We start from the raw sequence: 12,877 nt of genomic DNA, 5'->3' as shown, positions 1-12,877 counted from the left end.
TGCTGGGCCGTGGCCCGGTGATACAGCGGGCGCCGCGGCGCCTCTTTATTCACTATAGTCGCAAAAATCAAAGCCCCCGCAACGGGTGCTGCGGGGGCTTTGGAGGCCGTATCAGCGCGGTGTGATGAACCCGCGATCAGGTCCGGGGGCCAGCGGCCTTGACCGCGTCGCTGACCTCGAACTTCTCGATATTCTCGGCGAAGAGTTGCGCCAGCTTGGTGGCTTGTTCGTCGTAGGCCGCTTTGTCGGCCCAGGCTTCGCGCGGATTCAGATAGGCTTTGTCCACGCCCGGCACTTCCAGCGGGATGTCCAGGTTGAGGATATCCAGATGCTCGGTTTGCACACCTTCCAGGGCGCCGCTTTGGATGGCGGAAACCACCGCGCGGGTTACCGGGATGGGGAAGCGTTTGCCCGCGTCACCGGAGCCGCCGGTCCAGCCGGTGTTGACCAGGTAGACCTTGGAGCCGAAGTCCTCGATGCGCTTCATCAGCAGGTCTGCGTACTCGCGGGGCGCGCGCGGCATAAAGGGCGCTCCGAAGCAGGTGGAAAAGGTGGGGTGAATGCCCGCCTCGGCGCCCAGTTCGGTAGAGCCTACGCGCGCGGTGTAGCCGGACAGGAAGTGATAGGCGGCGGCCTCTTTGGACAGGATCGCCACCGGCGGCAGCACACCGGACACGTCGCAGGTCAGGAAGATCACATTCTTGGGTTCGCCGGCGCGATTTTCCTGTGTGCGCATTTCCACGTGCTCCAGAGGATAGGAGCAGCGGCCGTTCTCAGTCAGGCTGGTGTCGCTGTAGTCGGGCACACCGGTTTCGTCGGTGACTACATTCTCGACGATGGCACCGAAGCGGATAGCATCCCAGATCACCGGTTCGTTCTTGCGGCTGAGATTGATGGTCTTGGCGTAGCAGCCGCCTTCGATATTGAATACCGCACCCTTGGCCCAGCCGTGCTCGTCGTCGCCAATCAGATAGCGCTCCGGGTCCGCGGACAAGGTGGTCTTGCCGGTTCCAGACAGGCCGAAGAAGAGGCAAGTGTCGCCGTCTTTACCCACGTTGGCGGCGCAGTGCATGGGCATGACATCCTTTTCCGGTAGCAGGAAGTTCTGTACCGAGAACATGGCTTTTTTCATCTCGCCCGCGTAGCGCATACCCGCCAGCAGCACTTTGCGCGCGCTGAAATTAATGATTACGCAGCCATCCGAGTTGGTGCCATCGCGCTCGGGGTTACAGACGAAGTTGGCGGCGTGCAGTATGCGCCACTCCTCTTTGCCTTTGGGGTTGTACTTTTCCGCGCGGATAAACATATTGCGCGCGAACAGGTTGTGCCAGGCGGTCTGGGTGGTGACGACGACCGGCAGGTAGTGGTCTTCATCCTGGCCGACGTGCAGCTGCTGCACGAAGCGGTCGGAATTGGCGAGGAACTCCTCAACGCGGTTCCACAGGGCGTCGAACTTATCCTGTGGGAAGGGGCGGTTGACGCTACCCCAGTCGATACTGTCGGCGGTAGAGGGCTCTTCCACCAGGAAGCGGTCCGCCGGGGAGCGACCGGTGCGGGCGCCGGTTTCGGTGACCAGCGCACCGGTGTTGGACAACTTGCCCTCACCGCGCGCCAGCGCCTGTTCTACCAATTGCGCCGGCGCCAGGTTACGGAAAACCTGCGCAGTGTCGTCGATCTGTGCCATTCGTCGATTACCCGTGAAAGTTGTATCAGTAAAAATAATAGGGCCGCCGCGGTATGCGGAGGCCAGACGATATCCGGGCGCGCATTATGGCAAACTTCAATTTGCCCCGGTAGCAAACCTGGCTATTCTTTGCTCAATGACAGCGTTGTCTCAGAAATTTTTACGCTTCCAAATTTCCCCCGTTTATCTGTATTTGCTTGGCAATAAATCAGATGAATATTTTTCGTCTGCGTCATTGCCAAGCGCGGGTGTGGGCAGTGTTCAGTGCAATGTCGGCGGCGGGGCGTTGAAGAGTGTCTCTATCTGCTCCCGGTCGAACTGGTAACGGGTATTGCAGAACTGGCAGTCGGCGGTGATCTCGCCGCCCTGTTCTTCCAGCAGTGTATAGACTTCCTCCGGACCCAATGCGATCAGCGCGCGCGCGCTGCGCTCCCTCGAACAGCTGCATTTGAAACGGATGTTGGCAGTTCCCAGGGAGCTGGGTCGCAGCTCGTGGAACAGCCGGTGCAACAATTGATCGTGCGGGAGGGAATGCAGCTCTTCGGCGGTGACTGTCTCCGCCAGGTGCTGTGCCGTTTCCCAGGCATCGCGGTTTTCCGCCTCGGAGGCGGCGTTGTTGCCGGGCAGTATCTGCAGCATGATGCCGCCCACCGTATGCGGGCTGGATTCGATCCAAAAGCGGGTGGCCAGCTGCTCGGATTGGGCGAAATAATCCTCGAGGCATTCGGCCAGGGTGTCTTTTTCCAGCGGCACTATGCCTTGATAGCGCTCGCCATCCTGCGGTTCGATGGTGATCGCCAGGGCGCCCTGGGAGCCCATCAGTTGGCGCAGGCTGGCGCCGTCGTCTATTTGCGCGCCCTCGGCCACCCGGGCTATGCCGCGCAGATCGCTATGGTGTGTGCACTCGGCGAGGATCAGGGGGACATCGCCGTTTCCCCGCGCCTGCAGGCTCAGAAGGCCCTCGAACTTGAGGGTGGTGGAGAGCAGGCAGGCGGCGGCGAGAAATTCTCCCAGTACGCGGGCAACCGGCGGCGGCAGTTGATTGTTTTCCAGCACGGCGCGGTAGGACTCGGTGAGGGTCACAACTTGTCCGCGAATGTCGTGCCCCGAAAAGATAAAGCGTTCCAGCTGATCGGACATGGATCAATGCCTCGATAGAAAAACCGCGGGATTTTAGAGGCGGATTTTCCTAAATGGTAGCCGCGTGTTGCGGCGGGAGTGCAAAACAGACGGCCGCGCCTTACAGCTGGCCGCACTTGCCGCGGATCTCGCTTTGCAGCTGCGCGGCCATCTGTTGGCGTTCGCGCTCGCTTATTTTGATTTCCTTGCCGTTTTCATCGATAAGCGCCACTGGCCCCTGCAATATCCGCAGCTTTTTCTTCGCGGCATTGCAGGCGTTGAGCATTTTCTGCTGCTGCGCCAACTGCCGCTGTTGCTGGCGGCTTTCGTACTCCTGCTCGGGGTCGGCGTCGCCGCCATGGCGGGCGGTGTCTTTCGGCTGGGGCGCGTCGGCGGTATTGATCGGGCGCAGCTTGTGCTCGATGTTTTCAGCCTTCGCTTCCACCGGCGGCCTGTCGCTAAAGTGTACTTTGCCCTGTTCGTCCACCCACCGATACATCTCACTGGCGAGTGCGGCCGGACCCGCGAGCAGCAGGCCGGAGAGCAGCCAGGTGAGATGCAGGTTATTCATCCTTGTTGGCCAGGGTACTGAACAGGCCCTGGGAGTGCCGGTGCGGTATCTGGTAAGTCTGCAGGATGAGCGGCTCCTGCTCGCGTGCCGCCAAGGCGTCCAACACCATCCGGTAGCCGGATTGGTCGCGCAACTCTACAAAGGGCTCGGTGTTGTTTTCCATCAGCTGCGCAAATTCGTCGAAGTCGGAAATGCGGTGGCCGTTGACTGAGTCGATAATCCAGTTCTTCCAGTCGTGGTAGCCGAGGTTGACGTCGGCGGGCAGTACTTTCAGAGCCACCACCAGTTCGCGGCGCTCCTCACTGTTCCATTGGTTGCGGGCGTAGAGGTAGTCGATCGGCGCTTTGGTGTGCCAGTTGTTGCCCCAGCGCTTGATCAGGTTCATGTTCAGGGGCACGAATACCACACCACCGTAGATGTAGTAGCGCGGGCGCTGGTCGAATTGTTCCCGCACTACCAGGGAGCGGGAAGGTGGTGCCGCGGCCAGAGTGATCTCGGCGCTGTGCACTTTGCCATCGCGGGCGAAGCGCACCGGCAGCTTGTCGCCGACGTGGTACTGGTCGACGACGTAGTGGTAGTTGGTGCGCTGATTCTCGCGCCATTCCACCGTGCGGTCGGCGGCGACCGGGTAGCCGTCCACTTCCAGCAGTACGTCGCCGGGCTTGAATACGTCGGCGGCGGGAGTGTCACTGAAGACCTTGACGATCAGTGCGCCCTCCTGGTTTTCGCCGATGCCGGCGGCCTTTTTCATCGCCGGGCTCTCCAGGCTTTGGGTTACCGCGCCCAGCTCTGGGAAGCCCTGATGCACGCCGTCCTTGGCGTCTTCCAGTACATGCCGGATAACGCTCGGGGGGACGAAGTAACCCAGGTTCTCGGCGCCGTGGTTGGCTTGCATGGCCACGCCGACAATACGGCCGTTGGAAATCACCGGGCCACCACTGTTACCGGGGTTGATGGCGGCGTCAATCTGCCCCGCCATCAGGTAACTTTCCGCGTGGGCGTAGTATTGGTGTTCAACACGGGAGAGCACGCCGCGGGTGATCGACAGGGATTTGCCGCCGATCGGGTAGCCGTACACCGTAACTTCCTCTTGCAGGTCTGGCAGTTCACCCAGGGTAAGCGGGTGGGTGTCCTCGAAGAAGCTGTTGTCATCGACTGTGAGTAGCGCCAGGTCCGCATCGTGGGATATGAACTGCACTTGGGCGCGGAACTTTTGCGCGTCTCCGTGGCGCTGCACCTGAATAAAGCTGCCGTTGGCGACCACATGGGCATTTGTAAGTATTCGCTTACCTTTGATCACCGCGCCGGAGCCGGATAGTTGTTTGGCGTTCAACAGCGCCCAGGGGTTGAAGTAGTCTGGCGCCGCGGCGGTGGTGTAAATCTTGACGATAGAGCGCTTGAGCCGCTCGTGTTCGCGGCTGTCGGCGGCGGCAGACTGGGTGCACAGCAGTAAGAGGAAGGTGGCGAAGGCGAAAAATTTTTTCATCTTTTTACGGCTGTCCTGTCGATCAATGTGGGGCCAGTGTAGCAGGCGCGGCGGGGATTCAGTCATGTTCGCGCAGAAAGCGGTGAATCTGCCGACGCTGTTTCTTGTTGGGGCGCTCTGTGCGGATACCGGCATTGCTGGCTTGGCGCTCGGCGCGGGCCTGTTCCCGTCTGGCGATACTGTCTTCGGTTTCCCGGTAGAGGGTGCGGGCGATATCGGCACCGCGGCGCTGGTCGGACAGCGCCAGTACTTCCACCTCCACCAGATCCCAGCCCTGGCGGATGCTCAGGGTGATGCCGGGGGTGATCTCTTTGCTGGGTTTAAGACGCTGGCCGTCAGCGTGCACCTTGCCTCCCTCAATGGCCTGCTTGGCGAGGCTGCGGGTTTTGAAAAAGCGTGCGGCCCAGAGCCACTTGTCGATGCGTACTTTATCCATTTCCTATGCGCTGCGGATATTGCGCCGGAGCGGTATTAGCGGCCCCTGCGCTGTATGTCCATCCCGTTACCTGTGCTTCTCATCCGGTTTCAAAATATCGTTTTGTCACGAAGCGAGTTAATCAGAGGTTTCTTGGATTGTCATGATTTCGTCAAACTGGTGAATCGCTGGGAAATCGGTGATTTCGCGCAGGGGACCGCGGCTGTCCGGCTGGCGGATGCACAGCAGCTGCCCGATGCCGTAGTCGCGGGCCGCGGCGAGTACGCTCTCGTTGTCGTCCACAAACAGAGTGCGGTCGGCGTCGAATACAATGGTTTTACTGAGTGCCGCCCAGAAGTCGGGGTGCTCTTTGGCGTGCCCCAGGTCGTGGGAAGAAACGACGCCATCGAGCCAGCGGTCGATACCGGAAATCTCCAGCTTGTGTTCCAGGCCGCGGGGGTGAGAGTTGGTGACCAAATACACATTTTTGTTCAGCTTTTGCAGGCCCTCCAGAAAAGATTCCGTTTGCGGGCGCAGGGCGATGCGGTCCTCGGTTTCCCGCAGCATTTCGGTCACATCGAGCTGGAGTTTGTGCTCCCAATAGTCGAGGCAGTACCACTCCAGGGTGCCCCGCAGAGCTTCAATTTCCTCGTGCAGCTGCCACTGCGCCCTGTCCAGTGGCAGACTGTGGATCTCCGCGTAGCGCTTGGGCAGGTGGTCCAGCCAGAAGTGATTGTCGTAGTGCAGATCGAGCAGGGTGCCGTCCATATCCAGCAGCACCGTGTCTATCTCTCGCCAGTCGAGCATGCCTGAGGGTACCTTGCAGTCGGGGAGAATCGCGGCCGTTCTCCGTCACATCAATAGGCCCATTATGCCCGTGCGCGCCCTATACCGTACAGCAGCGCCATCTGCGCGCTGTAATAGGTGACCATGATAGCCGTGCCCGCCATTGGCAGCGGGGTCACAAATTTGTGAATCGCGATCAGGGTGTCGGAGGCCATAAAGGTCACCGCGCCGACAAATAGCAAGGTCGAGTTTCCGCGGTGCGCGGCTGCGCCGAGGGCCATGGTGACAATCGCCAGGAAATAGACGGCCACCGCCGGTGCCAGCTCTCCCGCCGCTGGGAGCAGCAGTTGTGCCAGCAGGAACGCCGCCAGCAACACCGGTGCGCCGCGCAGGACACTGCGCCTGCAGCGGAAATCCGCCCCGCGCAGGAAGTTGAAGGCGTAGGCGAGCTGCGCCAGTAGGAAGGCGCTGAGGCCGTAGACAAACTGACCGGGAAAATCCAGCGCCAGCAGCAGGTCGCCGAGCGCCGACAACGCCAAGGCGGCCAGAGTCAGGCCGCGCGTACTTCCGCTGAGCCTGTGCCGCGCAATCAGTGCCAACAGGATGATGGGCAATGTTTTCAAGAGAGCCATCCAGGGGCCGCGCAAGCCGGCAGCGTCCAGGATCAAATAGGTCAGCGCGGCGGCGATAAAGGTGGTCGGCAGGTGTGTGGGGACACGGATTGAGAGATTGCTGGGTGTGGCGGTCATGATTTTCTCGCGATTTTTATGCTTTTATGATTTGCTGGGCCGAGTATTCGGCAAAGTCCGCAGCGGCGCAATTGATCGCCGGCGGTTTACAAAAGGAGAGCGTTACCCATGAAGGCAGCCAATATTCTCGAAACCATCGGCAATACGCCGCACGTGCGGATCAACCGCTTGTTTCGCCCGGATATCGAGGTGTGGATGAAGGTCGAGCGGTTCAATCCCGGCAGCAGCATCAAGGACCGTATCGCCTTGTCCATGATCGAGGCGGCAGAGGCCAGCGGCGAGCTGAAGCCCGGTGGTGTGATTATTGAACCCACTTCCGGCAATACCGGCATCGGCCTGGCGATGGTAGCGGCGGTGAAAGGCTACCGGCTGATTCTGACCATGCCGGAATCCATGTCGGTAGAGCGGCGCAAGGTGATGAAGGCGCTGGGTGCGGAGCTGGTGCTCACGCCCAAGGAGCGCGGTATGGGCGGCGCCATCGCCAGGGCTGAAGAGCTGCTGCGAGAGCATGAAAACAGCTGGATGCCGCAGCAGTTCCGCAATCCGGCCAACGTAAAGGTACACCGGGAAACCACGGCGCGGGAGATTGCCGCCGACTTCCCGGAGGGGTTGGATTGGCTGGTCACCGGCGTGGGTACCGGCGGCCATATCACCGGTTGTGCCGAAGTTTTAAAGGAACAGTTTTCGCAGTTGAAAGTGTTTGCTGTAGAGCCGGAAAGCTCCCCGGTGATCAGCGGCGGCGAGAAGGGGCTGCACCGACTGCAGGGCATCGGCGCCGGCTTTGTGCCAGAGGTGCTCAATACCGGGATACTCGACGGCACTATCTTGGTCGATGAGGTGGAGAGCTTTGAGATGGCCCGCCAATGTGCGCTCAAGGAGGGCATTTTTGTCGGCATTTCTTCCGGCGCTTCCCTGGCGGCGGTGAAAAAGCGCGAGGCTGAGCTGGCGCCTGGCAGCCGAGTACTGGTGTTCAGCTACGACACCGGTGAGCGCTACCTTTCCATCGACGATCTCTTCTCAGCCTAGCGCGACAGACTGGCGGTCGCGGATAAGATGCCGCGATCGCACATCTCACCCGCGGCGTAGACGCCGTGGCCGGTTTTCGGTGGGCGCGTATAATGCCGCGCTGCAATCAGGGGGAAATCAATGGAAAATACATTACTGGAGCGGGTAATTGAGATATGTGCCCGCGCGGGCGAGGCGATCCTCGAGGTCTACAACAGCAGTGCGGAGCTGGCCGTGGAAACCAAGGCGGACGATTCGCCGGTAACCGCCGCCGACCTGGCCGCGCACGCAGTGCTGGCACCGGCGCTGGCGGATTTGATCGACGGCGTTCCCGTCCTGTCGGAGGAGCAGGAAATGCCCCCTTTCGCCGAGCGCAGCCGCTGGCAGCGCTATTGGATCGTTGATCCGCTCGACGGCACCAAGGAATTTATCCGCCGCAACGGTGAGTTCACCGTCAATGTGGCCCTGATCGAAAACGGTGAGCCGGTACTGGGGGTGGTGTACGTGCCGGTATTGGGTATCACCTATGCCGGCGCCAGGGGCAATGCCGCTGGCGGACAAACTATTGCGTTCAAACGCACCGCCGAGGGAGAAAAGACGATCCGTGTGCGCGCTCTCAAGCCGCGCCTGGAGGCCGGTGAGCCGGTGGAACTGGTGGCCAGCCGCAGCCATGGCGCCGGCAAAGTGGAGCAACTGGTGGAGCGCATCGAGTCGCACCTCGGTCCGGTGGCCTGCAAAAGTATGGGCAGCTCTCTGAAGCTGTGTCTGGTGGCCGAGGGCGCCGCCGATCTGTACCCCCGCCTGGCGCCCACCTGCGAGTGGGATACGGCGGCGGCGCAAGCGGTGGTGGAGGCTGCCGGCGGCCGGGTAGTGAGTGAAGATTTCCGTCTGCTGCGCTACAACACCAAGGATTCGCTGTTGAACCCCTTCTTTTATGTCATCGGCGATCCGGCTTTCGGCTGGCGCGAATTGCTCACAGATCACGCCTGATCGTCTAAGCTCTAGCCAGAGGCCTTCCACACTGGCGTACGCATATTGTGTGGTGCCCGGGTCCGCGCGAACTGGAGTCACGCGCAGGACCCTGAATTCCTCCGCGCTTTGCGTGCGATTTGTGTTAGAGCTGAAGCCATGTCCAACGTCCACAGTGCGCCCGTCAATATGAGTGAAAGCGAGATCCGCAGGTTGCGTCGGCAGCTGGAAATCGAAATCACTTGGCTGCAACGGCAGATGGAAGAGATGAGCGGTTCCAGTTCTGACGTGGATATCTCTCTGCGGCAGACTTACAAAGAAATGCTGTTTTGCCGCCGTGCTTTGTTGGGCCGCATCCCCCGCTGACGACCTTACCCCGACAAAAAAGCGCGCACGTGCATTAGCGCGTGAATTTCCCGCGCAAACTCGCCATAAAAAATAAATCCTGTCTACGCTTGATGAGTTAATTCCATAAGAGACATGCTCTATGCGTTATCCGGTTGTGGTTCACAATATCGAATACGCCGGTTTCGGTGCCATAGCGCCGGACCTGCCCCATTGCCACTGCCAGGCCGACACGTTGGACGCCACACTGCAGAAAATGGCGGAGACCATCGTAGAGCGCATTGAGGAACTGCTCGCCGACGGCTATCCGCTGCCGGCGCCGGGAGATCTGGAATTGCTGCGCAAAAACCCCGCTTTCGATGGCGGAATCTGGGCGATTATTGACGTCGCCCCTCCTCTGGATTCCTCCGACAAACAATCGTGATGTAGGCAACCAAAGTCCAAGGAAGGTCGCTATGAAAAAAGTTCTGTTTGTTTTTGCCCTGGTCTATTCCTCCGCGGTCAGTGCCCAGATGTGGAATAACCCGTTCGTCGGAATCTGCAGAGGGGAGTACCGCGTGGTGACCAATTTCGGCGCCGGCAGCGGTCAACAGCAGATTAACCACGACGATGACACTTTTGTTCAGGCCAGTGTTGGTATTACCCCGACAGTGGGTGTTTGGCAGGTAGAATTACGCTATTCGAATTTTGACGATGGCAGTGTTTCCGTCGATCAATACGGGCTGAATTTTAAGGTGGATTTCACTTTCAACTGTGATGTGCAATGCCTTTACTGGATGGCGGGGTGGAATTACGGCGACTTCGATGTCGACAAAGTGAAGCGGGGGGGAGAGTTCGTTTTTGTGGATGAAAGGGGTGACGACAACTATTGGAATGCTGGTGTCGGTTACCGCTACAACTGGACCGACTCGCTGGATACCTCAATCGAGTATAACTATTACGATGTCGGCAAGCCGGTATCCTACGACTTCGATCTGGGGCATTTGCGTTCGCTGACGCTGAATATCGGCTATCGCTTCTGAATCCGATCGCGGCAATGGCCGCGACCGGATTCCGGAAGCGAAATATTCGGCGCTTTTCTAGAAGCTGTAAACTCCCTTCAACCACAGGGTCCGTCCCGGCTCGTTGATCCGCGTCAGCTGATCGAATCCGGGAATAGTGGCACCGGCGCGGCTGATGTGTTCCGCGTAGGTTTCATCGAGCAGGTTGTCGATGCCCGCGGTCAGCAGCAGCTCATTAGTGAGGCGCCAGCCGGCGTTGACGGACAAGATATTGGCGGCGTCTGTGGGGCCGAAATCCTGTCCGGCGATATTGCCCTTGCCGATGTCCACGCGCTCCTGGCTGGCGATACTGCGCCAGAGAACACCGGCGGACCACCGCGGCAACTCGTAGTAGAGCCCCAGGCGTGCTTCCCATGGTGGCAGCTGTGCCAGGGTGGTGCCGTCACTTTCATTGGCGCCGCGCACCGATGACACGGTTAACTCTGTGCGTAAGTTATCCTGCAAGCGGTAGTTCAATTCCATTTCCAGGCCCCAGGTACGGGCGTCGATATTGCGCACGATACTGGTGCTGCGCATGGCACTCGCGCCGTCCATACCGCTCATTCCTGTGTCCGTGGAGACGGCGGATTTCATATAACCAGTCTGGATCATCAGATAGTCATCGACGGTATTGGCGAAGGTGGACACACTGGCGGACAGCCGTTCGCCGCTGTAGAGGTAGCCCATATCCAGCTGCGTCGTTTTTTCCGGCGCAATGCCCAGGGCACTGATAGAGTCCTCTGTTTCCTTGGCGAATATTTCCCAGTAATCGGGGAAGCGCTCGCTGTAGCCGAGACCGGCGTAGACAGTGGCGGACGCCGCCGGCGCGCTGTCGAGGGCGAATTCGTAGCGCAGAAATCCGCTGTGCAACTGTTCCTTGCGGCTGTCGCCAGCGGTGGGGTTGGCGACGGACTGCATCATCGACAGCTTCACTGTGTCGCGCAGATCCCGTACTTCCCATTCATCCACCCGCACTCCGGTGATCCAGCGTCGGCCGGGCAATACTTCCCAACTGATTTCGGAATACAGGCCCACTTGCTGAAATTCCGCATCGGCCTCGCGCTTCATGTCCCGGTAGTCCATCAGCTGTTGATGCATAGTGCTGCGGTTGCTGTGGCGGTCATCGCGGACATCCAGCCCCAGACTCCACTGGACGGCTTCCGTTGGGGCCAGTTCCAGCGCCAGTTTGCCGCCGGTGGTCTTGCGGTCGGGATTCATCGCCATCTGTGTCGCCATCATACCGCTGGGCTCGCGCAGGCTGAAGTTGTCCATCACATGGTCGACGTAGTTGTAATAGGCGTGGAATTCGATGGACTGGACCAGCTCGCTGATATTTTCCCGCGAGAATTTCGCGCCGTAGCTTTCACGCGCAAATTTCGCGCCGTCGACGCCGCGGTCCGCATAGGCCGCTTCGCCGTCGCTGCGGCTGGCGTTGAGTTCAAAGCGGGTGTCCGCATCCGGTGTCCAGGCGGCCGTGAGCTGGCCTTTCCAACGCTGGTACTGGGAGTGTACTTCGACACCGTCGCCGTCCTCGTAATTATCGGCGGAAGCCTGTGTGGCGGTGCCGCGCAGAGAAAACTCCGGCGAGGCGTAGCTGGCGTCGACAGTGCCGTCCTCGCGGCCGGCCGTGCCGGCCAGCAGGCTAGTGTACAGGTGCCAGCCGGCCTCTGTGGGGCGCTCGCGGTCCCGTTCAAACAGCACAACACCAGCGGAATTGCCCGGACCATATTTCACTGTCTGCGGGCCTTTGATCACTTTGATGGTGTCGAGTGTCTCCGGAAAGATGTAGGCGGTGGGCGGGTCCATGCGGTTGCTGCAGCCGCCGAGGATCGTATCGCCGTCGAGCACCATATTCAGGCGCGAGCCGGCCATACCCCGCAGCACTGGGTCGCCGTCGGTGCCGCCTTTGCGGATTACTGAGAAGCCGGCGATGGTTTTCAAGTAATCGGCGCCGTCGTTGGCGGGCAGCGGTTGGCGGGGTTTTTTCGGGTCGGTGACCGGGCTCAGAGGCAGCTCCGTCTTTACACCGGTAACCACCATCTGTTCGAGATTCGCGTCGCTTTTCCCACTGTCGGCAAGGGCCCCCGCACTATGGCCGCAGTAGGTAATCACCGCGACGCTGAGTGCCGATCGCAGCGGCACGTAAATGTTGCGATTGTTATTCATCGTGATTCCCCATAGGGGCGTATACGCAGGCCGCACGCGGCTGTTGCGCATACGCAAATTCGTTATTGGTTGGTTGTGGGTCAGGTGTAAGGGGGAACGGGTGGCGCGCGGGCAGGGGGACGGGCGTAGGCCCGAGAGCGGGCAGCGCCTTGCAGGACTGGTGGCGCCGGTACAAGACCCCCGACAGTGAAAAAATGGATATCTACCGCTGGCGTTCCAGCGAGGGCGGCGCCCGCGGAAAAACTGCAGTGATTGTCGGCAAAGGTTTGCGCGGTCAGCGCGTCGTGATGGTGGCCGGCGCCGTGATCGTCCCGTTGCCAATGTGCCAGCGCATGGAGCAACAGGGTGCTGCGGCTGTCGCCGTGGCAGAGTGTGTAGGGCGCACCGGCGGCCAGTGGTGCGGGCATAAAACCCGCCGGCACCAGGCCGCGCACGGCGAGAAACAGGCACAACAGCAGCGCCGCCCGCCACTGGGGCAGGAGCGGGTGGTCTGGGCTGTTGTGCCGCTTCCGCCGTGTCAACGTTTTACCGGAATCGATTCT

The 12,877-nt window shown here is 60.3% G+C and carries 14 protein-coding genes; 5 read left to right on the top strand and 9 right to left on the bottom strand.

What is annotated here, in order from left to right; genetic code table 11:
• Window positions 1–136: 136 nt before the first annotated feature.
• From BM155_RS05370 to BM155_RS05340, 7 genes are all read right to left on the bottom strand, one after another.
• Window positions 137–1,684, bottom strand: a complete 1,548-nt coding sequence (locus BM155_RS05370) for a phosphoenolpyruvate carboxykinase (RefSeq protein ID WP_074901579.1) — start codon at window positions 1,682–1,684, stop codon at window positions 137–139.
• Window positions 1,685–1,945: 261 nt separating this feature from the next.
• On the bottom strand, window positions 1,946–2,824 hold the full coding sequence (hslO, locus tag BM155_RS05365) for an Hsp33 family molecular chaperone HslO (protein WP_067156580.1): 879 nt from the start codon (window positions 2,822–2,824) through the stop codon (window positions 1,946–1,948).
• Window positions 2,825–2,924: 100 nt separating this feature from the next.
• Entirely contained in the window at window positions 2,925–3,374 is a 450-nt protein-coding gene (locus BM155_RS05360; RefSeq protein ID WP_074901576.1) for a DUF4124 domain-containing protein, read from the bottom strand.
• Window positions 3,367–4,860, bottom strand: a complete 1,494-nt coding sequence (locus BM155_RS05355) for a S1C family serine protease (RefSeq protein ID WP_074901973.1) — start codon at window positions 4,858–4,860, stop codon at window positions 3,367–3,369. Before BM155_RS05355 ends, BM155_RS05360 begins: the two co-directional genes overlap by 8 nt.
• 58 nt (window positions 4,861–4,918) lie before the next feature.
• On the bottom strand, window positions 4,919–5,296 hold the full coding sequence (locus BM155_RS05350; protein ID WP_074901573.1) for an RNA-binding S4 domain-containing protein: 378 nt from the start codon (window positions 5,294–5,296) through the stop codon (window positions 4,919–4,921).
• 117 nt (window positions 5,297–5,413) lie between these two features.
• On the bottom strand, window positions 5,414–6,082 hold the full coding sequence (gene yrfG / locus BM155_RS05345; RefSeq protein WP_074901569.1) for a GMP/IMP nucleotidase: 669 nt from the start codon (window positions 6,080–6,082) through the stop codon (window positions 5,414–5,416).
• Window positions 6,083–6,144: 62 nt separating this feature from the next.
• On the bottom strand, window positions 6,145–6,810 hold the full coding sequence (locus tag BM155_RS05340) for a lysoplasmalogenase (RefSeq protein WP_074901566.1): 666 nt from the start codon (window positions 6,808–6,810) through the stop codon (window positions 6,145–6,147).
• 108 nt (window positions 6,811–6,918) lie between these two features.
• Here BM155_RS05340 and cysK point away from each other — a divergent pair, with 108 nt between their 5' ends.
• The 5 genes from cysK (at window position 6,919) to BM155_RS05315 (ending at window position 10,151) form a co-directional block, all read left to right on the top strand.
• Window positions 6,919–7,836, top strand: coding sequence for a cysteine synthase A (cysK, locus tag BM155_RS05335; protein WP_067156567.1), 918 nt, complete (start codon window positions 6,919–6,921; stop codon window positions 7,834–7,836).
• Between the two features lie 120 nt (window positions 7,837–7,956).
• Entirely contained in the window at window positions 7,957–8,805 is an 849-nt protein-coding gene (gene cysQ, locus BM155_RS05330; protein WP_074901564.1) for a 3'(2'),5'-bisphosphate nucleotidase CysQ, read from the top strand.
• A gap of 138 nt (window positions 8,806–8,943) precedes the next feature.
• Window positions 8,944–9,150, top strand: coding sequence for a hypothetical protein (locus BM155_RS05325; protein ID WP_074901562.1), 207 nt, complete (start codon window positions 8,944–8,946; stop codon window positions 9,148–9,150).
• Window positions 9,151–9,271: 121 nt separating this feature from the next.
• Window positions 9,272–9,553, top strand: coding sequence for a type II toxin-antitoxin system HicB family antitoxin (locus BM155_RS05320; RefSeq protein WP_067156561.1), 282 nt, complete (start codon window positions 9,272–9,274; stop codon window positions 9,551–9,553).
• 31 nt (window positions 9,554–9,584) lie between these two features.
• The gene (locus BM155_RS05315; RefSeq protein ID WP_067156558.1) at window positions 9,585–10,151 is read left to right on the top strand and encodes an outer membrane protein; all 567 of its coding nucleotides are present in this window, start codon (window positions 9,585–9,587) and stop codon (window positions 10,149–10,151) included.
• A 57-nt stretch (window positions 10,152–10,208) separates the two neighbouring features.
• On the opposite strand, the gene BM155_RS05310 is transcribed toward BM155_RS05315, so the two are convergent.
• Both BM155_RS05310 and BM155_RS05305 read right to left on the bottom strand, forming a co-directional pair.
• Window positions 10,209–12,335, bottom strand: coding sequence for a TonB-dependent copper receptor (locus BM155_RS05310; protein ID WP_074901551.1), 2,127 nt, complete (start codon window positions 12,333–12,335; stop codon window positions 10,209–10,211).
• 80 nt (window positions 12,336–12,415) lie between these two features.
• On the bottom strand, window positions 12,416–12,856 hold the full coding sequence (locus BM155_RS05305; RefSeq protein ID WP_074901549.1) for a hypothetical protein: 441 nt from the start codon (window positions 12,854–12,856) through the stop codon (window positions 12,416–12,418).
• Window positions 12,857–12,877: the final 21 nt, after the last annotated feature.

It is taken from the genome of Microbulbifer thermotolerans (genome assembly GCF_900112305.1).
Lineage (GTDB): Bacteria > Pseudomonadota > Gammaproteobacteria > Pseudomonadales > Cellvibrionaceae > Microbulbifer > Microbulbifer thermotolerans.
The sequence above is the reverse complement of the archived record's forward strand: the minus strand, read 5'-3'. Positions and strand labels throughout refer to the sequence as shown.